We start from the raw sequence: 20,227 nt of genomic DNA, 5'->3' as shown, positions 1-20,227 counted from the left end.
GCGCGCAGCGCAGGGGAGGGATGGGGAGGGGTCGGGGCTTTACCGCTCAAGCCACAGAAGCAAGAGCAACAGCACCCCACCCCCTCAGTCGCTAATTCGCGACTTCGAACTCCCCTTCGCCTGCGGCGAAAGGAAGGGGGCAGAGCACTTGCCCAACGCCTTCGGATCGAAAGGAGCCCTGATCTTTTTTATCGCGGCGCCTCGACCCGGGCGGGCGCGCGGAACGCGGGCTAGGGATGGCTCGCTACGGCGAGTCCGCTAGGAGGACGGACCAAGCTGAGAAGCCGCGCCCGGCCGGGTCGAGACTTGCCGGCGAAGTAGTGCTCACCACCACGCCACGCTCATCGCATCAGCAGGTTCGCATCCTCCGCACTCAGGCGAAGAACACTGCTGTTGGGCACGCCGCGCGGTGCGCGACTACTTCGCTGGGGCCGACCGTTGGAGCAGGTAGAGCCCGGTTTCCGGGGCGTCGGCGTGCGGCTCGGTGGCATCGGGGCCGGCGGCGATCGTGATGGCCAGCTGCCGACCATCGCTGCCGCCCACGGCAACGCTGGTCGGCCAGGCCAGGGGCAATCCGACGACCTCCTGCATCATCCCGCCTTCGGCCGAGACGCGCGCTACCGCCCAGCCGCCGTGCAGGGCGACCCAGACATCGCCCTGCGCGTCGGCCGCCAGGCTGCGCACCTCGCCCGAGGCCTTGGGCACCACGGCCAGGCGGCGGATGCGCGCATCGCCCGGGCGCATCTCGTAGAGCGTGCCGGTGGTGGCGCTGGCGGCGAACAGGCGCGTGCCGGCCGGGTTCCAGCACAGCGCGTCGATGCGGTCGTCGATGCGCCAGCCCGGCACGGCGATGCCGGTGTGCAGCCAGGTGGCGATGCGATAGCCGCCGGCCGGGTCCGGCGTGACCTGCCACTCGCGACCGTCGGGCTGCACGCAGGCCGCGATCGGCGCGGGCTGGCCGCGCCGGTCGAGCTGTCGTGCCGCCGGCTGGCCGTCGAAATCCAGTCGCAGGATGCCCTCGGCGTGCACCACTTCCAGGCCCATCGGCGTGGCATGCAGGCCGCGCGCGGCCACCGTCAGCGTGGCGATGCGCTGGTCCTGTTCCTGTGTGGCGCGGTGCAGGGTGGCCGTGGCGGTGTCGATCCAGTACCAGGCGTTGCGCGCGGCCGACCAGGTGGCGAAATCGCCGCCGGTGGCGGGCGGGCCGGGCACGCGTGCGACCTGGTCGTCGTGGGTGACCTCGACGGCGCCGGCCAGGCGTTCGCCGATGCGCTGGGCCGCCTCGGTCAGCTCGGTGCCGAAGGCGGCCATGCGCTCGGGCGTGAAGCGCTCGGTCGCCCCGGACAGGCTCAGCGCGCCGCGCACCACGCCTTGCATGTCGCGGATCACCGCGGCCACGCAGCGCGCGCCCAGGCGGCTCTCCTCGTCGTCGATGGCGTAGCCGCGCTCCTTGACCGTAGCGATCATGGCGTTGACCTGCTCGCGGCTGGTCGCGCTGTTGGGCGTGAACGGTGTCATCGGCAGCCGCGACAGCAGCGGATTGCGCTCGCCGGTGCGCATGGCCGCCAGCAGCGCCTTGCCGGCCGCGGTGACGTGCAGCAGACGGCCCTGGCCGACGTGGGTGTCGCCCTGCGAGCGGTGCGCGCCGCGCGCGCGTTCCAGCGCGATGACTTCCAGGCCGTCGCGCACCCACAGGCTGGTGGTCTCGCCGGTGATGGCGCGCAGATAGTTCAGCTCGATGTTGGCGGCCACGACCAGCTGCGGCGCCGGATGCGATTCGCGGCTCAGCTGCAGCGCGCCGAAACCCAGCCGGTAGGCGCGGCGGGTGGACTCGCGCCGGACCAGGTTGCGCTCGATCAGGCCGCTGAGCATGCGGTAGGCGGTGGTACGCGGCAGCTGCACCTGCTGGGCGATCTCGGCGAAGGTCACGCCCTTGGGCGAGGTGCCGATCGCCTCGAGGACATCCAGCGCGCGTTCGATGGTGCCGGTCGCCTTGCGCGTGTTCTCACTCATGTCGCCGGTCATCCTGGCCCGCTGGCCGATGTGGGGCAGTGAAGATGCCGCGGCCGGGGCGGGCCGCGCGCGGCGCATTGTCCGGCAAACCGGGCCGGGGCGGGGAGTGCGCCGGTGGATCGGTCCGTCCGCTGCGCAAGGTGGGCCTCACCAGTCCAGCGTGCCGCGCACCACGGTCTGCACCTGGCCGCCGGACCAGACCTCGCCGGCGGCGTCGATGGACAGTTCCAGCAGGGCGTCGAAGCCGACCTCGCGGCCCTGGCTTGCGACATAGCGCCCGCCGCTGCCGGGCAGGGCGCCGCGCTGGTCCAGCCAGGCCGCCAGCACCGCGTTGGCCGCGCCGGAGGCCGCGTCCTCGAAGCGCCGGCCGTTGCCGACGAAGGCGCGCACCGCCAGCTGGTAGTCGGGCTGGCCGGTCGCGCGGGCGTAGGCGAACACGCCCATCGCGCCGGAGCCTTCCGCCAGGGCGGCGATCGCGTCCCAGTCCGGCGTCAGGCCGCGCAATGCGGCCTCGTCGGCCAGTTCCACCACCCACCACTTGCGGCCGCCCGTCCATCAGCGCCGGCGGCAGCGCGCCCAGCGGCCAGCCGGCGATGGCCGGCGCCAGGCGCCCATCGGCCGGGTCGACCACCTCGGCCAGCGAGGCGCGCGGCACGCGGATGGCGATGCGCTGGCGTCCGTCGATGGTCTCCACCCGCAGCGGCAGGCGCCCGGCGATGCCGTCCTGGATCAGCACGCCGTCGCGCGGCACGGCCAGGCCCGCGGCCAGCACCGCGTGCGCGGTGCCCACGCTGGGGTGGCCGGCGAAGGGCACCTCCTTCTGCGGGGCGAACATGCGCAGCCGGTAGCTGGCGCCCTCGTCCTGGGCCGGGAAGACGAAGGTCGTCTCCGGCAGCTTGGTCCAGCGCGCGATGGCCTGCATGGCGGCCTCGTCCAGCCCCTGCGCATCCAGGACCACCGCCAGCGGATTGCCGTTGCCCGCCCGCGCGGAGAAGACATCGACCTGCAGGAAACGACGCGATTGCATGGGCACAGGAGCGGCTGGGAAGGGGCGTGCAGGGTAGCAGCGCGCCGTGGCCTCACCAGTGCAGCGTGCCCTCGACCACGCCCTGGACCTGGCCGCCGATCCAGACCTCGCCGTCGGCGTCCACCTGGAGGTGCACGCGGCCGTCGCGGCCGACCTCGCGGCCCTGGCTGGCGACGTAGGCGCCGCCGATGCCCGGCAGCCGGCCCTGTGCGTGCAGCCACGCCGCGATGCAGGCGTTGGCGCTGCCGGTGACCGGATCTTCGGGCGTGTTGGGCGCATCGGCGGGGCAGAACGCGCGCACGACCAGGTCGTGGCCGTCGGCGGCTTCCGCGGCGAAGAGCGCGACGCCGAGGCTGGCCGTGGCGCGCGCCAGCGCGGCGATCGCGCCGAAGTCCGGGCGTGCGCGGCGCACCGCCTGGGCGTCGGCCAGTTCCAGCAGCCACCAGCCCGGGCCGTTGTTCCACAGCGCCGGCGCCGCGGCCAGGGCCCAGCCGCGGTGCGCGGCGTCCAGCAGGGCCTGGGCGTGGGGCGCGGTGGGCAGCGCCCGCGCGCGCGGCGCGCGGATGCGGGCGTGCAGCGCGCCATCGACCTGCCGCACCTGGGCGGGCAGCAGGCCGGCCGCGCATTGCTGGATCAGCCGGCCATCGCGCGGGCTTGCCAGGCCCCGCGCGACGGCGGCCCAGGCCGCGCCCACGCTGGGATGGCCGGCGAAGGGCAACTCGCAGTCGGGTGTGAAGATGCGCACGTGGTAGTCGGCGCCTTCGGCGGCAGGCACGAAGAACACCGTCTCGGGCAGCCCCAGCCAGGCGGCCAGCGCCTGCATCGCGGCGCTGTCCAGGCCGTCGGTGTCGAGGATCACGCCGAGCGGATTGCCGCAGCCCGGCCGCGCGGCGAACACGTCCAGCTGCAGGTAGCGCCGGCCAGGCGCGCTCACCAGGTGATCTGGCCCTGGATGACCGGCTGCACCAGGCCGCCGATCCAGACCTCGCCCTCGGCATCCACTTCCACCTCGATCAGGCCGTCGCGGCCCAGTTCGCGGCCCTGGCTGACCCGGTAGCGGCCGTCGCGGCCGGGCAGGGCCTGGCGCGCGTGCAGCCAGGCGGCGATCAGGCCGTTGGCGCTGCCGGTGACCGGGTCCTCCGGGACGCCGCTGGCCGGGGCGAAGGCGCGCACCACCAGGTCATGGGGGCCGCCATGGCTGCGGGCGAAGGCGGCCAGCTTGCCCTTGCCCGGCAGCAGGGCGATCTGCCCCAGATCCGGCTGCCAGGCGCGCAGCGCGGCCTCGTCGGCCAGTTCCAGCAGCCACCAGTCCGGGCCGTTGTTGTACAGCGCCGGCGGCAGCGGGCCGCGGGCCGCGCCGAACACCTGCGGCGCCAGCAGCCAGGCCGGCGGCGGCACGTCGAAGCGGTGCACCGCGCGCGGGGCGCGCACCGAGATCCGGCGCGCGCCGTCGGCCTGGCGCACCCGCACCGGCAGCATCCCGGCGGCGCACTGCTGGATCAGGTCGACCTCGCCCGCGGCCTGCGCGTGCAGGTGCTCGGACCGCACCAGGCCCAGCGACAGCGCGGCCCAGGCGGCGCCCACGCTGGGGTGACCGGCGAAGGACAGCTCGGTTCTCGGCGAGAAGATGCGCACGTGGTAGTCGGCGCCGTAGCCGCCCAGCGGCTGGAAGAAGACCGTCTCGGACAGGTTCAGCCAGGCGGCCAGCGCCTGCATGGCCGCGGTGTCCAGCGCATGGGCATCGACCACCACGCCCAGCGGATTGCCCGCGCCGGGGCGGTCGGCGAAGACGTCGAGCTGCAGGTAGCGGCGCTGGATCATGGTCGGGTCCTGGGGCCGCGGGGGCTTGGCTGGGCGTGTTCCATTAGAATTGCAGGTTCCGCCCGCGTGATCGGGTTTTTCCTCCCCATCGTAGACCGCAAAGTCCCCATGTCCGCTTCCCCCCCGAACGATCGCTGGATCGTGCTCAAGTTCGGCGGCACCTCGGTGTCGCGTCGTCATCGCTGGGACACCATCGGGAAGCTGGCCAAAAAACGCGCCGAGGAACACGACGCGCGCGTGCTGGTGGTGGTCTCGGCGCTGTCGGGCGTCACCAACGAGCTGACCGCGATCGCCGACGGCGCCCAGGACGCCGAGGCCCGCGTGGCCGCGCTGGAGCTGCGCCACCGCGAGTTCGTCGCCGAGCTGGAACTGGACGCGCAGGCCGTGCTCGGCCAGCGCCTGGCCGCGCTGCGCGCGCTGGCCACCGACCCGCGCGCGGCCACCCGCGCGCTGGACTGGCAGGCCGAGGTGCTGGGCCAGGGCGAGCTGCTGTCTTCGACCATCGGCGCGGCCTACCTGGCCGCGAACGGCCTGGACATCGGCTGGTGCGATGCGCGCGAGTGGCTCGATGCGATGACCATCCCCAACCAGAGCGCCTGGGCGCAGCGCCTGTCGGTGTCGTGCGATCCGCGCGGCAGCGACGACTGGCGCGCGCGCTTCCGCACCCAGCCCACGCGCGTGCTGATCAGCCAGGGCTTCATCGCCCGCCACGGCGACGGCGGCACCGCGATCCTGGGCCGCGGCGGCTCGGACACCTCGGCGGCGTACTTCGGCGCGCTGCTCAAGGCCCAGCGCGTGGAGATCTGGACCGACGTGCCGGGCATGTTCAGCGCCAACCCGAAGGAAGTGCCGGACGCGCGGCTGCTCACGCGCCTGGACTACTTCGAGGCGCAGGAAATCGCCACCACCGGCGCCAAGGTGCTGCATCCGCGTTCGATCAAGCCGTGCCGCGACGCCGGCGTGCCGATGGCGATCCTGGACACCGAGCGCCCCGAGCTGCCGGGCACCAGCATCGACGGCAACGCGGTCACCATTCCCGGGGTCAAGGCGATCAGCCGCCGCAACGGCATCGTGCTGGTGTCGATGGAAGGCATCGGCATGTGGCAGCAGGTCGGCTTCCTGGCCGATGTGTTCGCGCGCTTCAAGAAGCACGGCCTGTCGGTGGACCTGATCGGTTCGTCGGAGACCAACGTCACCGTGTCGCTGGATCCGTCCGAGAACCTGGTCAGCACCGACGTGCTGGCCGCGCTGTCCTCGGACCTGGCCGAGATCTGCCGGGTCAAGGTGATCGCGCCGTGCGCGGCCATCACCCTGGTCGGCCGCGGCATGCGCTCGCTGCTGCACAAGCTGTCGGACGTGTGGGCGACCTTCGGCAAGGAGCGCGTGCACCTGATCTCGCAGTCGTCCAACGACCTGAACCTGACCTTCGTCATCGACGAGGCCGATGCCGACGGCCTGCTGCCGATCCTGCACGGCGAACTGATCGACTCGGGCGCCATGCCGGTGGAGGAGACCAGCGTGTTCGGCCCGCGCTGGCGCGAACTCCACGGCGCGCTGCGCCCGCGCCCCACGCCGTGGTGGCAGGCCCGGCGCGCGCAGCTGCTCGACCTGGCCCAGGCCGGCACGCCGGTCTACGCCTATCACCTGCCGACCGTGCGCGAGCGCGCCCGCGCGCTGGCCGCGATCACGCAGATCGACCAGCGCTTCTACGCGATCAAGGCCAACTCGCATCCGGCCATCCTGCGCACGCTGGTGGAGGAGGGCTTCGGCCTGGAATGCGTGTCGCTGGGCGAGCTGGAGCACGTCTTCGCCACGCTGCCGCAGCTGGAGCCGCGCCGGGTGCTGTTCACCCCGAGCTTCGCGCCCCGGCACGAGTACGAGGCGGCGCTGGCGCTCGGCGTCAACGTCACCATCGACAGCGTCGAGGCGCTGCAGCGCTGGCCGGAGGTCTTCAAGGGCCGCACGCTGTGGCTGCGCGTGGACCTGGGCCACGGCGATGGCCATCACGAGAAGGTCAACACCGGTGGCAAGGCGTCCAAGTTCGGGCTGTCGGCCGCGCGCGTGGACGAGTTCGTCGCGCTGGCGCGCAGCCTCAACATCACCCTGACCGGGCTGCACGCGCACCTGGGCAGCGGCGTGGAGGCCGAGGGCCACTGGCGCCTGATGTGCGACGAGCTGGCCGGCTTCGCCCGCCGCATCGGCACCATCGAGGTGATCGACATCGGCGGCGGCCTGCCCATTCCCTATCACGCCGATGACGAACCCTTCGACCTGGACGCCTGGTCGCGCGGGCTGGAGGAGGTCAAGGCCGTGCATCCCGCCTTCCGCCTGGCCATCGAGCCGGGCCGCTACCTGGTGGCCGAGGCCGGCGTGCTGCTGGCCCACGCCACCCAGGTGATCGAGAAGGACGGCGTGCTGCGCGTGGGCCTGGACGCGGGTATGAACACCCTGATCCGCCCGGCGCTGTACGACGCCTGGCACGACATCGCCAACCTCAGCCGCCTGGACGACGCGGACACGGCCAGCTTCGACGTGGTCGGCCCGATCTGCGAATCCTCCGACGTGTTCGGCCGCCGCCGCGCGCTGCCGGCGGCGAGCGCGCCGGGCGACGTCATGCTGATCGCCGACGCCGGCGCCTATGGCTACAGCATGGCCAGCACCTACAACCAGCGTGCGCTGCCCAAGGAGACGACCCTCGATGTCTGACTGGACGTTCCAGCGCGAGACGGTCAAGCAGTTCCGTTTCAGCGGCTGCGACTTCGACCCGGCCACCGGCGTGGCGCGCCTGCGCTATGCCTTCGACCAGGGCCCGGAACTGGTGGAGACGGTGAGCTTCCCCGGCGCGCCGTTCGCACTGGACCCCGCGCGCGAACACGCGCTGCGGCGCGCGCTGCGCCTGCTGCACCTGATCGCCGGCGTGAGCTACTACAAGGCGGCCGTGCCGCCCGAACTTGTGATCGAGGGCGAGCCCATCGATGCGGACACCGCCGCGCTGATGGAGGATCTCTACACCCACGGCCTGGGCGAGTTCGCCTATCGCAACGGCCTGGACCTGCACGCGCGCATCCGCTTCCCCGCCAGCGAGGCGGCCGATGCCGCGCCGGCGCCGACGCTGGGCCTGGCGCCGCATGCGCTGGTGGCCATCGGCGGCGGCAAGGATTCGCTGGTGTCCATCGAGGCGCTGCGCCAGGCCGGCGTGGCGCAGACGGTGAGCTGGATCGGCGGCTCGCAGCTGATCGCCGCCTGCGCGGCGCGCACCGGCCTGCCCACGCTCAACATCGGCCGTGCGCTGGCGCCGGCGCTGTTCGAACTCAACCGCCAGGGCGCCTACAACGGCCATATCCCGGTGACCGCGATCAACTCGGCCATCCTGGTGGTGGCCGCGCTGCTGCGCGGGGTGGACCAGGTGGTGTTCTCCAACGAGCGCTCGGCCAGCTACGGCAGCCTGATCCCCGGCACCGGCGAGGTGAACCACCAGTGGTCCAAGGGCTGGGCGTTCGAGTCGCTGTTCGGCGCGCACGTGCAGCGCTTCGTCGCCGCCGACCTGCGCTACTACTCGCTGCTGCGGCCGCTGTCCGAGCTGGCCGTGGCGCGGCAGTTCGCCAAGACCGACCACTACGACGCGCACTTTTCCAGCTGCAACCGCAACTTCCACATCCTGGGCGAGCGTCCGGTCAACCGCTGGTGCGGGCAGTGCCCCAAGTGCCATTTCGTGTTCCTGGCGCTGAGCAACTTCATGCCCAAGCCGCGCCTGCTGAACATCTTCGGCCGCAACCTGCTGGACGATGCCGCGCAGACCGCCGGCTTCGATGCGCTGCTGGAGTACCAGGACCACAAGCCGTTCGAATGCGTGGGCGAGGGGCGCGAGTCGCGCGCGGCGATGGCCGCGCTGGGCCAGCGCCCGGAGTGGCGCGAGGACGCGCTGGTGGCGCGCTTCAACCGCGAGATCGCCCCGCAGCTGGATGCGGCCGAGCTGCAGATCGCACCGCTCCTGCAGCCCGAGGGCGAGCACCGCATCCCGCCCGCCCTGTGGGAGCAGCTGCGTGCGAATTTCGCAGCTTGAGGGCCGGCGCGTCGCGCTGTGGGGTTGGGGACGCGAGGGGCGCGCCGCCCACGCCTTGCTGCGCAGCCGGCTGCCCGGACAGGCGCTGACCCTGTTCTGCAGCCCGGCCGAGGCGGCGCAGGCCGCGACGCTGGGCGATCCGCTGCTGTTTCCGCAGGTCGAGGTTACCGGCGCGGCGCTGGGCCGCTTCGAGGTGGTGATCAAGTCGCCGGGCATCAGTCCATATTCGCCTGAGGCGCTGGAAGCGCAGGCCGCCGGCGCGCGTCTGCTGGGTGGCACGGCGCTGTGGTTCGCCGAGCATCCCGACGCGCGCACGGTGTGCGTGACCGGCACCAAGGGCAAGAGCACCACCACCGCGCTGCTGGCCCACCTGCTGCGCGCCGCCGGCCATCGCACTGCGCTGGCCGGCAATATCGGCCTGCCCTTGCTGGAGGTGATGGACCCGCAGCCCGCGCCGGAGCTGTGGGCGATCGAGCTGTCCAGCTACCAGACCGGCGCGGTCGCCGACAGCGGCGTGCGCCCCGAGGTGGCGGTGGTGCTGAACCTGTTCCCCGAGCACCTGGACTGGCACGGCAGCGAGCAGCGCTACATCGAGGACAAGCTCGCGCTGGTCACGCGCGCCGCGCCGCGCACCGCCGTGCTCAACGCGCGCGATCCGGTGCTCTCGCAGCTGGTGCTGCCGGACAGCCGCATCGTCTGGTTCAACCGCGAGGACGGCTGGCACCTGCGCGGCGAGCTGCTGTATCGCGGCGATGTGCAGGTGTTCGACACGCGCGCGGTGCCGCTGCCCGGCCGCCACAACCGCGGCAACCTGTGCGCGGTGCTGGCGGCGATCGAGACGCTGGGCCTGGATGCCGCGCCGCTGGCGCCGGCCGCGCTGGACTTCCGCCCGCTGCCCAATCGCCTGCAGACGCTTGGCACGCGCGGCGGCCTGACCTACGTCAACGATTCGATCGCCACCACCCCGCACGCCACGCTGGCGGCGCTGGACTGCTTCGCCGGGCAGCGCATCGCGCTGCTGGTAGGCGGGCACGATCGTGGCCTGGACTGGCACGACTTCGCCCAGGCCATGCGCCAGCACGCGCCGCTGGGCATCGTAACCCTGGGGGCGAACGGTCCGCGCATCCATGCGCTGCTGGAAGCGGTCGCGGGCGAGGGCAGTTTCCGGTTGGCCGCCGCGCCTGACCTGTCTTCCGCGGTGCACCAGGCCGAGGCCATGCTGGAGGGGCAGGGCCTCGTGCTGCTGTCGCCGGGCGCGCCGAGTTTCGGCATGTACCGCGACTACGTCGAACGCGGCAAGGATTTCGCGCGGATCGCGGGGTTCGATCCCGAGGCGATTGTGGCGATACCGGGGTTGGGGATTGCTTGAGGGCTTGCGCGCGGTGTGCGCGTGAGTTGAGGTGAGACCGCCAGGGCTTTTGCGCTGTAAGCCGAGCGCTTTCATGCCGCTCCGCGGACAGATCTACTTTCTTGCTTGTACAAGAGACGCTTGCACAGCCGAAGGTTTGTTAGGGCTGGCTTTACGGTAGCGGCTCCTGCCTCTCCGCTTTGCTTTATAACGTGATTGAAAGCGACAGCAACCGCAACCGCAACCGCAAAGAGCAAAGTCCCTGGATTCCCGCTTTCGCGGGAATGACGATCTGAGAGAGCTGCTTCGGCCGTTGCCGTTGCTACTGCTGTTGCTGTTGCTGTTGCTGTTGCTGTTGCCGTGGTCGTTGTTGTTGCCTTTGCTTTACCTGTCTGAGCCGTAAAGCGAGCCGAGCATCGCAGGAAGTCAGGGCCGAAGAGTCGCCCTGTTTGAGCGAAGCGAGTTTGGGCGACGTGCCCTGACTTCCGAGAAGCGCAGGGGACCGCCGCGCAGCGGCGGCTCGCGTCCCGGCGAGAAGCGGTTTTGGCTACTTTTGACAAGACAAAAGTAGCTCGCGCCCGCAGGCGCGAAAGCTTTGCTCCTGCTTCAAAGACTTGGCTTCAAAGCCTTGGCTTCAAAGCCTTGGCTTCAAAGCCTTGGATTTAGAGCTCTTGCTTCAAAGCGCCTGCTTGAGGCCTTGAAGCACCAAGGCCGCACACCCCATCAAGCAAACGCCGCCGCATACCCCGACTGCGCCACCACCTTCTGCACCGCATCGGCCACCCGCAGGTTGCCGGCGATGACCTGCCGACCTTCGGCCTTGGTGCCGTCGTCCATGCGCGCCAGCGCGGCGCCCTTGAAGTCGCTGGCCTTGCCGCCGGCCTCGCGCACCAGCAGCACACCGGCGGCGATGTCCCAGGCCTTCACGCCGGCCTCGAAGTAGGCGTCGGCGCGGCCGCAGGCCACGTAGGCCAGGTCCAGCGCGGCCGAGCCGGTGCGCCGGATGTCCTCGGCGTGGTTGAGCAGCTCGCGCACGCATTCGAGCTGGGCGCCGACGCGGGCGCGCTCGCGCGGCGGGAAGCCGGTGTGCAGCATCGCGCCGGCCAGCTCCTTGCGGTCCGACACGCGGATCTTGCGCTCGTTGAGCTGCGCGCCGGCGCCGCGGCTGGCGGTGAACAGCTCGTTGCGCAGCGGGTCGAAGATCACCGCATCGCTCGGTTCGCCGTTGTCCACCAGCGCGATGGAGACGCAGAAATGCGGAAAGCCGTGCAGGTAGTTGCTGGTGCCGTCCAGCGGATCGATGACCCAGTGGTAGCGCGGGTTCTTGCCGGGCAGCACGCCGCCTTCCTCGCCGATCACGCCGTACTCGGGGTAGGCGCGGCGCAGTTCCTTGATGATCGCCTTCTCGGCGTCGGCATCGACTTCGCTGGCGTAGTCCATGCGGTCCTTCTGGACCACGTTGAGGCTCTCGAGCTTGTTCATGCTCCGCAGCAGCACATTGCCCCCGACGCGCGCGGCCTTGGTCATGACGGTGACGACGGGATTGAGCATGCGAAGCGACCTCGGTCAGGCGGGGCGTGTGGTACGCGGCAGATGGAAAGAGCAGGCCGGCGCGGCGGCCGGACCGCGCATTCTAGCACTGCCCTCGGCCGCGGGCCCTGTCCTGGGGTGTGCGGGGAGGACGGATGAGGGCGCGAACACCTAAAATCGCGGCATGGACACCATCGATTCCAGCGCCGCCGCGCGCATCCGCTTCGTGCTGGTCGGCACCCAGCATCCCGGCAACATCGGCGCCGCCGCGCGCGCGCTCAAGACCATGGGCCTGGCCCAGCTGGTCCTGGTGCAGCCGGAGAAGTACCCGCGCGAGGAGGCCTTCCGTCGCGCCGCCGGCGCGGACGACCTGCTGGCCGATGCGCTGGTCACCGACGACCTGGCCGCCGCGCTCGCCGACTGTCAGCTGGTGCTGGGCTGCACCGCGCGCAGCCGCCGGGTGCAGCTGGAGGAGCACAGCCCGCGCCAGGCGGCCGCACAGCTGGCGCGGGTCGCGCGGCAGGCGCCGGTGGCGCTGCTGTTCGGCCGCGAGCGTACGGGGCTGACCAACGAGGAGCTGCAGCTGTGCCACGCGGCCGTGCACATCGATGCCAACCCCGACTACAGCTCGCTCAACCTGGCTGCGGCGGTGCAGGTGCTGGCCTACGAGACGCGCCTGGCGCTGCGCGAAGCCCAGGACGCCAGCCCGCCGGCGGGGGCGGACCAGGCCGATCCCGGCGCGGCCCCGGCCACGCACGCCCAGCTCGAAGGCTTCTTCGCCCAGCTGGCGGACACGCTGGACCAGGTCGACTTCCACAAGGGCCGCGCGCCCGAATCGGCCATGCGCAAGCTGCGCCGCCTGTACCTGCGCGCGGGCCTGGACGAAAAGGAAGTACGCCTGCTGCGCGGCATCCTGGCCGACTGCCAGCGCATGGCGCGCCTGGCCGGCCAGGCAGGAGCCGCGTGATTGTCCGGTGATGTCAAAGTCAGCTAGGCTGGCGCGTCTCCATTGCGGAAGTCCCCGTTTGCGCTACTGGCTCCTTGGCGTGCTGCTGGTGTGTGCGGCGATGGCGATGCCCCTGCGGGCCGCCCCGGCACCGGGTGAGGACGATCCGCACGTGCTGGTGCTGGGACGCATCAGCGACAATCCCAAGGCCCATTACGCCCAGCTCAAGCCGCTGCTGGACTATGTGGTGGCGCGCATGGGCGACGTCGGCATCACCGGCGGCCGCATCCTGATGGCGCGCGACGCACGGCAGATGAGCAGCTACCTGCGCCGCGGCCGGGTGGACTGGGTCACCGAGACCTCGGGCACCGGCGTGGAGCTGCAGCGCCGCACCGGCGCGCAGCCGCTGCTGCTGACCGAGCGCGGCGGCGCCAGCCTCTATCACACGCTGATCTTCGCCCGGGCCGACTCGGGCCTGACCTCGCTGGACGATCTGCGCGGCAAGTCGATCGCGCTGCAGGGCGTGGGCTCGACCAGCTCCTACATCGTGCCGGCCTCGATGCTGCTCGACGCGCATCTGCCACTGGAAATCCTGCTCTCCCCGCGCGACCGGCCCGACGCGCAGTCGGTCGGCTACGTGTTCGCGCGCTCGGAATTCAACATCGCCGCCTGGGTCGACAAGGGCATGGTCGAGGCCGGGGCGCTGAATGATCTGGACTGGAAGGACGAGCGGCGCATGCCGCTGGCCTTCCGCCGCAACATGCGCGTGCTGGCGCAGTCGCCCGACTTCCCGCGCGCGCTGGAGATGGTCCGGCCGGGCCTGTCGCCGGCGGTGCGCGAGCGCCTGCGCCAGGTGCTGCTGCAGGCCGCGCAGGATCCGCAGGCGCGCGATGCGCTGAAGCGTTTCTTCGGCACCACGCGCTTCCTCGAACTGGATGCTCCGGCGCTGAAGGCGCTCGAGCATGTGCGCCAGGCCGGCGCCCGCGTGCGCGAGCAGGTCGAGTGAACCTGAGCCGGCGCACCCGCTTCGGCCTGCAGACCCAGCTTTCGCTGGCGATGGGCGTGACGCTGCTGATGATCGTGCTGCTGCTGGCGGTGCTGCTGCAGCGCCAGCACGCCATGCAGCAGGAGGTCGATGCCCTGGGCCGCCAGGCGGTGCAGTCGATGGCCGCCGAAGGCCTGACCCGCCGCGGCAGCGCGATGGCCGAGCAGCTGGCCGATTCGCTGGCCAACCCGATGTACTACTCGGACCTGGACGCCATCGGCGTGCTGGTGCGCGAGGCCACCCTGCAGCCGGACGTGGCCTATGTGCTGGTGTTCGACGAAGCCGGCAACGTGGTCAACGATGGCTCCTGGGACATGGCCTCCTACGGCCAGCCGATGCGCGACCCGCTGGCCGCGCGCGCCTTGGCCAGCCGCGCGCCGCTGACCCAGTGGACCGAGAAGGTGGTGGAGATCTCCCGGGTCGTGGAGTTGGGCGATTCGCGCCTGGGCGGCGTGCGCATCGGCTACTCGCTCGATTCGGTGCGCGCCAGCGAGGAGCGCGCCTCCAAGCTGCTGCGCGAGCGCCTGGAGGCGCTGGGCCGGCGCCATGCCGGCTGGATCGTGATGCTGCTCGGCGCGCTGCTGCTGGTCGGCGTGGGTATGGCCTGGTACGTGCAGCGCACGCTGGTCAGGCCGATCCGCGCGCTGGCGCAGTCGGCGCGCGCGATCGGCGTGGGCGACTACGACGTGCCGCGCCCGGTCAGCGCGCGCGAGGACGAGGTCGGCGAACTGGTGCGCGCGTTCTCGGAGATGAGCGACAGCATCTCCCGGCACGACAAGGACGTGCGGCGCATGGCCTATACCGATGCGCTGACCGGGCTGGCCAACCGGCTGGCGTTCCGCGAGAGCCTGGATCACCGCATGCTGCTGGTGCGCGGCGGTGGCCGCCAGCTGGCGCTGCTGTTCGCCGATATCGACGACTTCAAGCGGGTCAACGACTCGCTGGGCCACGAGGCGGGCGACGAGGTGCTGGTGCACTTCGCCACGCGCATCCGCGAGGTGGTCGAGCGCCTGGGCGGCGACGAGGCGATGGTGGCGCGCTTCGGCGGCGACGAGTTCGTGATCCTGATCCAGCACGGCGACGTGCGCGCGGTGGCCGCCGCGCTGGCCGAGGCGATGGTGCAGTCGCTGGGCGAGCCGCTGATGGTGCAGGGCCGGCAGGTGTTCCTGGGCACCTCGGTGGGCATCACCCTGTTCCCCGAGGACGCCGCCGGCGCCACGGCGCTGATGAAGAACGGTGATGTGGCCATGTACCAGGCCAAGATGGCCGGCAAGAACTGCTACCGCTTCTACAGCCGCGCCATGGACCAGGCGGTGGAGCGGCGCGTGCGCATGGAGTCCGAACTGCGCGGCGCCTGGGACCGCGACGAGCTGAGCCTGGTCTACCAGCCGATCTACCGGCTGGCCGACAACCGCATCGTCGGCGCCGAGGCCCTGCTGCGCTGGCACCACCCCGAGCTGGGCGCGGTCTCGCCGATGGTCTTCATCGACGTGGCCGAGCAGAGCGGGCTGATCGAACAGATCGGCCCGCGCGTGCTGCGCGCGGCCTGCGCGGCGGCGGCGCGCTGGAACGGCATCGCCAGCGGCGAGGCGCCGTTCGTGTCGGTCAACGTCTCCCCGCGTCAGCTGCGCAGCGGCGACCTGCCCGAACTGGTGGCCGAGGTGCTGCGCGAGACCGGTCTGGCCGCCGGCCGCCTGCACCTGGAGCTGACCGAGACCGCGGTGATCGGCGATGAGGCCCATGCCAGCAAGATGCTGGCCAAGCTGCATCGTGCCGGGGTCAAGGTGTGGCTGGACGACTTCGGCACCGGGTTCTCGGGCCTGAGCCACCTGCGCCGCGTGCCGGTGGACGGGGTCAAGATCGACCGCAGCTTCGTGGCCGACCTGCAGCGCAACCACGACGATCTGGCGCTGACCAGCGCGATCATCGCCATGGCCCATTCGCTGGGCATCGCGGTGGTGGCCGAGGGCGTGGAGAAGCAGGGCCAGTTCGACCTGCTGCGCGAGCGCGGCTGCGACCTGGCGCAGGGCTACTGGCTGGGCTACCCCCTCAACGAAAGCGAGTTCGTGCAGCTGCTGGCCTGAGCGTTCCGGGATCCCGCTCAGCGGGGCTAGAACAGCCGCTGCACCTGATGGATCACCATGTGCGCCAGATTGCCCGAGGCCACGCCGAACACCGCGATGGCCACCGCGCCCAGCACCCAGGCCGCCAGCAGCAGCATGCCGTCGCGCTCGAGCAGGGCGAAGACATAGAGCAGCAGGAGCAGGCCGAACAGGTAGTTGGTGAACGGGATCGGCAGCGCCAGCAGCACGCCCAGCAGCAACAGCAGCAGGCCGGTGAAGGCACTGGCCAGGCGGCTGTCGAGCATGCCCGGCCAGCGTGGGCGCACGAGCTTCTCCAGCCAGCGTAGCGGCTTGGCCAGCGCGTCGCGGAAGCGCACCACCGAGTGCCGCATCGGGCCGCGGATGGCGATGAAGCGCGGCAGCCACGGCTTGCGCAGGCATAGCAGCAGCTGCGCGCCGACCAGCATCACCAGCGGACCGCTCAGGCCCCCGGCCACGCCGGGGATGGGAATGAAGGAGGGCAGCACGCCGATGAACAGCAGCATGCCGAACGCGCTCTGCTGGAGATCGGCCAGCAGGTCCACCAGGCGCAGGCGTTCGTTCGGATCGCCGCGGGCCATCTCGTCCAGCAGACTGCGCGTGGTGGCGGCCCCCGACTCAGCCGACGATGTCGTCATCGTCGGCGTCGTCCAGCTTCTGCAGCAGCAGCTTGTCCACGCGCGCGCCGTCCAGGTCCACCACCTCGATGCGCCAGCCGGCCCATTCGAAGTGCTCGCCCACGTGCGGGATGCGGCCGAAGTGCTCGATCACCATGCCCGCGGCGGTGTAGTAGTCCTCTTCCTGCTCGTCGGGCAGGGCCACGCCGCCGAGCAGCTCGCGCAGGTCGTCGGTGGACAGCGAGCCGTCGATCAGCAGCGAGCCATCGTCGCGAGTGGTGACCAGGGCCTTGGGATCGGGATTCTCGGCCATCTGGTGGTGGCGGCCGACCACCGCGTTCATCAGGTCGCTCAGGGTCACCATGCCCTGGATCTCGCCGTACTCGTCCACCACCAGCGCCAGGGACTGCTGCTCCTCGCGCAGGATCTCCAGCAGCTTCATGGCATGCGTGGACTCGGACACGAACAGCGCCTTGCGCAGGTCGGTGAACAGCTCCGGCGAATGGTCGGCGATGCGGTCCAGCAGCGACTTGACCTCCAGCACGCCGACCACGTCCTGGTCGTTGTGGCGGTAGACCGGGAAGCGCGAGTACTGCGATTGCCGCATGGTCTGCAGGTTCTGCTCGTAGGGCGCGGCGATGTCCAGCCAGACGATGCGCTTGCGCGGGGTCATCAGGCTGTCGGCGGTGCGGTCGCCCAGGCGCAGCACGCGGTTGACCATGTTGCGTTCGTCGTCGTCGATCACGCCCTGCTCGTGGCTCTCGCTCACCAGCATGCGGATCTCCTCTTCGGTGACCGCCTGGCGCGCATCGTCCTTGATGCCCAGCAGGCGCAGCACGGCGCGGTTGATCGCGCCGAGCAGGGCCACGATCGGCTTGGAGATGCGCAGCAGCCCGGTCAGCGGCAGGGCCACGACCGCGGCGATCTTCTCGGGGTTGGTCAGCGCCAGGCGCTTGGGGATCAGCTCACCGAAGATCACATAGCCGGCGGTGATCAGGGTGACCGCGGTGGCCACGCCGATGCGGGCGTTGTACTGCGCCAGGCCCGGGAACCAGCCGTCCAGCCAGCCGGCGATGATCGCGCCGATGGCATCGCCGCCGAACACGCCGCCCAGGATGCCGATCAGGTTGATGCCGATCTGCACGGTGGACAGCAGGTTGTCGGGATGCTCGGCCAGGGCCAGCGCCGCGCGCGCGCCGCGGCTTTCGATGGCCTGCTGCTTGAGGCGCAGCTTGCGCGAGGTCATCAGCGCCATCTCCGACAGGGCGAAGAAGGCGTTGAGGGCGATCAGGAACAGGACGGTCAGCAGCTCGAGCACGGCTTGCCCTCCACATCAGGTGACAGGGCGGAACGTGTCCGGCGGATGGCCGCGCGGGCGGCGGGGGGATAAGGGTCGTCGTCCATAAGATGCGCCCCGTACAGGGCGCCGGCGCAGTCTAGCAAACCCGACGTGAGTGCCAATAACGCCGGTAAGGCAATCGGATCAACGACTTGCGCCCAGCTGACAAGCTTGTTGCTGCCCGGCCGAAACGAAATTGTCATAATCGCGCCCTGATGGCCGTCCCTCCCGCGACGGTGGGTGCGAGCGACGCATGTTTTCCCTGCAGACGATTTTCGGTTCCGGCCAGCAGTTCTATACCCTGCTCGACGAGGCGGCCGACGCGGCCCACGAAAGCACCCAGGCGCTGCACGCGATGATGAAGAGCAGCGACCGCCAGCCGGCGCTCAATGCCTTCAAGCTGGCCCGCCAGCGCGAGCGCGCGGCCTCGGACAAGATCGGCCAGGCGCTGGTGGACAGCTTCATCACCCCGATCGAGCGCGAGGACATCGAGGCGCTCGGTTCGGCGCTGCACAAGATCCCCAAGCAGGTGGAGAAGTTCGCCGACCGCTATTCGCTGGCGATCAAGCACCTGGAGCAGATCGACTTCGCCCCGCGCGCGGCCATGCTCGAGCAGGCCGCCGGCGTGGTGAAGGACATGGTCGACGTGCTGCCCAAGATGAACCTGGATCGCACCACGGCGCTGTACGAGAAGCTGCGCGCGCTGGAGAACGAGGCCGACCGGCTGATGCTGGAACTGTACCGGGACATCTACTCCGGCCGCCTGGACTACCTGCAGATGTTCCTGCTCAAGGAGTTCTTCGAGATCCTGGAGAAGGCCATCGACCGCTGCCAGGAAGCCGGCGCTGTGGTCTACCAGATCGTGCTGAAGAACTCCTGATCCCATGCGCTCGAACGTCATGCCGCCCGGCTCCGGGACTTCGCACGCCGGCCTCGCCGGCTCGCGCCTGCATCGCCCATTGCCTGCCCCGGCAGGGGAGCGCGCGCCATGCTGACCCTGGTGCTGGTGGTGATCCTGGCCGCGCTGATCTTCGAGTTCATCAACGGCTTCCACGACACGGCCAACTCCATCGCCACGGTGGTCTCCACCAAAGTGCTGGCGCCTGGCTGGGCCGTGGCCCTGGCGGCGGTGACCAACCTGATCGGCGCGCTGACCGGCACCGCGGTGGCGGCCACCATCGCCACCGGCCTGATCGACACCAACGTGGTCGCCGCGTCCTCGCAGGTGATCCTGTGCGCGCTGCTGGGCGGCATCGTCTGGAACCTGATCACCTGGTGGAAGGGCCTGCCGTCCTCGTCCTCGCACGCGCTGATCGGCGGCCTGTGCGGCGCGGCCCTGGCCGCCGCGCACAACAACTGGGACGCGCTGATCTGGTCGGAGAGCGCCGGCACCTGGGTCAAGAACAAGGGCCTGCTGTGGAAGGTGTTCGTGCCGATGGTGACCTCGCCGATCGCCGGCTTCGTGCTGGGCGTGCTGGTGATGCTGCTGCTGTGGGCGATCATCGCCGGCATGGCGCGCGCCGGCGGCACGCTGCGCCGCCTGGCGCGCCCGCGCTGGGTCAATGCGTTCTTCGGCAAGGCGCAGATCGCCTCGGCCGCCTACATGGGCTATGCGCACGGCCACAACGACGCGCAGAAGACCATGGGCATCATCGCCCTGACCCTGATGGGCGCCCAGCAGACCGGCGCGCTGGACGATCTGCCGCCGTGGCTGGCCTTCCTGCATCCGCAGGCGGGCGCCGGCAGCGCCGATGTGGCGCTGTGGATCGTGCTGACCTGCGCGGTGGTGATGGCCGCCGGCACGGCCTCGGGCGGCTGGAAGATCATCAAGACCCTCGGCCACAAGATGGTCAAGCTGCACCCGATCCACGGTTTCGCGGCCGAGACCAGCTCGGCCACGATCCTCACCGTGGCGGCGCATTTCGGCATGCCGGTGTCGACCACGCACAGCATCTCCACCGCGATCATGGGCGTGGGCTTCGCCAAGAATCCGAAGGCGCTGAAGATCGGGGTGATCGAGCGCATCGTGTGGGCCTGGATCCTGACCATCCCGGCCGCCGGGGCGATCGCCTATGGGTTGCTGTGGGGGTTGCAGCGGGTGGGTTGGGCGTAAGCCTGTTGGCTTTGTGCACCGGTGACGGGAAGCTTTCTAGCTTCCCGTTTTCTTTTTTGGGAAGGCAATCGCAACGGCAAAGGCTTTCGTGCCGCTTCGCGGCCCGACCTACTTTCTTTGCTCGTGCAAAGAAAGGTAGGCAAAGAAACACGCCCCGAGACGGCACGCCTGCGCTGCGCGCAGGTCCGCTCCGGGGCGAGGGATTTTCCAAGGGGACATCCTGTCCCCTCGGAAAACGCCGCACATCCCTGTGCGGCGCCCTG

The 20,227-nt window shown here is 70.7% G+C and carries 14 protein-coding genes and 1 pseudogene; 8 read left to right on the top strand and 7 right to left on the bottom strand.

All coding sequences use genetic code 11. The features are described 5' to 3' along the window. Positions 1-417: 417 nt before the first annotated feature. The 4 genes and pseudogenes from QE438_RS07875 to QE438_RS07860 all read right to left on the bottom strand — a co-directional run bounded on the left by QE438_RS07875 (position 418) and on the right by QE438_RS07860 (position 4,861). Positions 418-2,013 carry an IclR family transcriptional regulator C-terminal domain-containing protein gene (locus tag QE438_RS07875; protein ID WP_306991292.1) on the bottom strand — a complete coding sequence of 532 codons (1,596 nt, stop codon included), beginning with the start codon at positions 2,011-2,013 and terminating at the stop codon, positions 418-420. Positions 2,014-2,160: 147 nt separating this feature from the next. Further along, positions 2,161-3,040: pseudogene (locus QE438_RS07870) on the bottom strand (PhzF family phenazine biosynthesis protein). Between the two features lie 52 nt (positions 3,041-3,092). Further along, entirely contained in the window at positions 3,093-3,974 is an 882-nt protein-coding gene (locus QE438_RS07865; protein WP_306991296.1) for a PhzF family phenazine biosynthesis protein, read from the bottom strand. After that, positions 3,971-4,861: a PhzF family phenazine biosynthesis protein gene (locus QE438_RS07860; RefSeq protein WP_306991298.1), complete on the bottom strand. Its 891-nt coding sequence runs from the start codon at positions 4,859-4,861 to the stop codon at positions 3,971-3,973. The genes QE438_RS07865 and QE438_RS07860 overlap by 4 nt, the downstream gene beginning before the upstream one ends. A 108-nt stretch (positions 4,862-4,969) precedes the next feature. On the opposite strand from QE438_RS07860, the gene QE438_RS07855 reads away from it, so the two are divergent. The 3 genes from QE438_RS07855 to murD are packed head-to-tail and all read left to right on the top strand — an operon-like array spanning position 4,970 to position 10,293. Continuing rightward, positions 4,970-7,567 carry a bifunctional aspartate kinase/diaminopimelate decarboxylase gene (locus tag QE438_RS07855; protein WP_306991300.1) on the top strand — a complete coding sequence of 866 codons (2,598 nt, stop codon included), beginning with the start codon at positions 4,970-4,972 and terminating at the stop codon, positions 7,565-7,567. Further along, positions 7,560-8,924, top strand: a complete 1,365-nt coding sequence (gene murL, locus QE438_RS07850; RefSeq protein ID WP_306991302.1) for a UDP-N-acetyl-alpha-D-muramoyl-L-alanyl-L-glutamate epimerase — start codon at positions 7,560-7,562, stop codon at positions 8,922-8,924. The genes QE438_RS07855 and murL overlap by 8 nt, the downstream gene beginning before the upstream one ends. Continuing rightward, the gene (murD, locus tag QE438_RS07845) at positions 8,905-10,293 is read left to right on the top strand and encodes a UDP-N-acetylmuramoyl-L-alanine--D-glutamate ligase (RefSeq protein ID WP_306991304.1); all 1,389 of its coding nucleotides are present in this window, start codon (positions 8,905-8,907) and stop codon (positions 10,291-10,293) included. The genes murL and murD overlap by 20 nt, the downstream gene beginning before the upstream one ends. Before the next feature lie 702 nt (positions 10,294-10,995). On the opposite strand, the gene QE438_RS07840 is transcribed toward murD, so the two are convergent. Continuing rightward, on the bottom strand, positions 10,996-11,823 hold the full coding sequence (locus QE438_RS07840) for an inositol monophosphatase family protein (RefSeq protein WP_130535887.1): 828 nt from the start codon (positions 11,821-11,823) through the stop codon (positions 10,996-10,998). Positions 11,824-11,986: 163 nt separating this feature from the next. Between QE438_RS07840 and QE438_RS07835 the strand changes: the two genes are divergently transcribed. From QE438_RS07835 to QE438_RS07825, 3 genes are all read left to right on the top strand, one after another. Next, positions 11,987-12,769: an RNA methyltransferase gene (locus tag QE438_RS07835; protein WP_306991307.1), complete on the top strand. Its 783-nt coding sequence runs from the start codon at positions 11,987-11,989 to the stop codon at positions 12,767-12,769. A gap of 100 nt (positions 12,770-12,869) precedes the next feature. After that, the gene (locus tag QE438_RS07830) at positions 12,870-13,754 is read left to right on the top strand and encodes a phosphate/phosphite/phosphonate ABC transporter substrate-binding protein (protein ID WP_130523075.1); all 885 of its coding nucleotides are present in this window, start codon (positions 12,870-12,872) and stop codon (positions 13,752-13,754) included. Between the two features lie 50 nt (positions 13,755-13,804). Then, positions 13,805-15,877 (top strand): GGDEF domain-containing phosphodiesterase, encoded by a 2,073-nt coding sequence (locus tag QE438_RS07825; RefSeq protein ID WP_130531856.1) that lies wholly within the window; start codon positions 13,805-13,807, stop codon positions 15,875-15,877. A 26-nt stretch (positions 15,878-15,903) separates the two neighbouring features. Here QE438_RS07825 and QE438_RS07820 read toward each other — a convergent pair whose 3' ends face one another. Beyond that, positions 15,904-16,533, bottom strand: a complete 630-nt coding sequence (locus QE438_RS07820) for an exopolysaccharide biosynthesis protein (RefSeq protein WP_165402969.1) — start codon at positions 16,531-16,533, stop codon at positions 15,904-15,906. Next, a complete protein-coding gene (locus tag QE438_RS07815; protein WP_130521230.1) occupies positions 16,514-17,830 on the bottom strand; it encodes a hemolysin family protein in 1,317 nt (438 codons plus the stop codon). The genes QE438_RS07820 and QE438_RS07815 overlap by 20 nt, the downstream gene beginning before the upstream one ends. A 274-nt stretch (positions 17,831-18,104) precedes the next feature. Between QE438_RS07815 and QE438_RS07810 the strand changes: the two genes are divergently transcribed. Together QE438_RS07810 and QE438_RS07805 are read left to right on the top strand one after the other, a co-directional pair. Beyond that, positions 18,105-18,731 (top strand): DUF47 family protein, encoded by a 627-nt coding sequence (locus QE438_RS07810; RefSeq protein WP_130521232.1) that lies wholly within the window; start codon positions 18,105-18,107, stop codon positions 18,729-18,731. 108 nt (positions 18,732-18,839) lie between these two features. After that, positions 18,840-19,964, top strand: coding sequence for an inorganic phosphate transporter (locus QE438_RS07805; protein WP_130521234.1), 1,125 nt, complete (start codon positions 18,840-18,842; stop codon positions 19,962-19,964). Positions 19,965-20,227 lie beyond the last annotated feature (263 nt).

This window comes from Pseudoxanthomonas sp. SORGH_AS_0997 (assembly GCF_031453535.1).
Lineage (GTDB): Bacteria > Pseudomonadota > Gammaproteobacteria > Xanthomonadales > Xanthomonadaceae > Pseudoxanthomonas_A > Pseudoxanthomonas_A winnipegensis.
The sequence above is the reverse complement of the archived record's forward strand: the minus strand, read 5'-3'. Positions and strand labels throughout refer to the sequence as shown.